This is a genomic window from Ensifer sp. MJa1 (assembly GCF_037026475.1).
Taxonomy (GTDB): Bacteria; Pseudomonadota; Alphaproteobacteria; order Rhizobiales; family Rhizobiaceae; genus Ensifer.
Genome location: NZ_JAKUMO010000070.1, coordinates 1 through 453, shown reverse-complemented (window position 1 = coordinate 453; position 453 = coordinate 1). Strand labels below are relative to the sequence as shown.

Annotated in this window: 1 protein-coding gene; it reads right to left on the bottom strand. The window is 61.8% G+C overall.

What is annotated here, in order from left to right; all coding sequences use genetic code 11:
• On the bottom strand, positions 1-453 hold a 453-nt coding region (locus MKZ91_RS31540; RefSeq protein WP_336174953.1), incomplete at its 5' end, for an isochorismatase family protein.

The window sequence follows — 453 nt, the reverse complement described above, 5'->3', positions numbered from 1 at the left end:
TCACTTTGCCGGGTTTGGTCCGATGGTCTTGCCATGGATGACGCGTTCGTCGGCCTTGTGGACCATGGTGTAGGCGTAATCGATGCCCATGCCATAGGCGCCGGAGTGTTCCTTCACCACCGCGGTGACGGCATTGTAGGTTTCCTTGCGGGCCCAGTCGCGCTGCCATTCCAAGAGCACCTGCTGCCAGGTGACCGGGATGACGCCGGCCTGCACCATGCGGTCCATGGCGTATTTGTGCGCATCAACCGAGGTGCCGCCGGAGGCGTCGGCCACCATGTAGATCTCGTAGTCGGGCACATCATGGAGGGCGGAGAGCGCAAAGGTGGTGTTGCAGACTTCGGTCCACAGACCGGAAACGACGATCTTCTTGCGGCCGTTGGCGGCGTTTTTGGCCAGCGCGTCGCGGACGTTCTGGTCATCCCAGGAGTTCATCGAGGTGCGCTCGAGGAT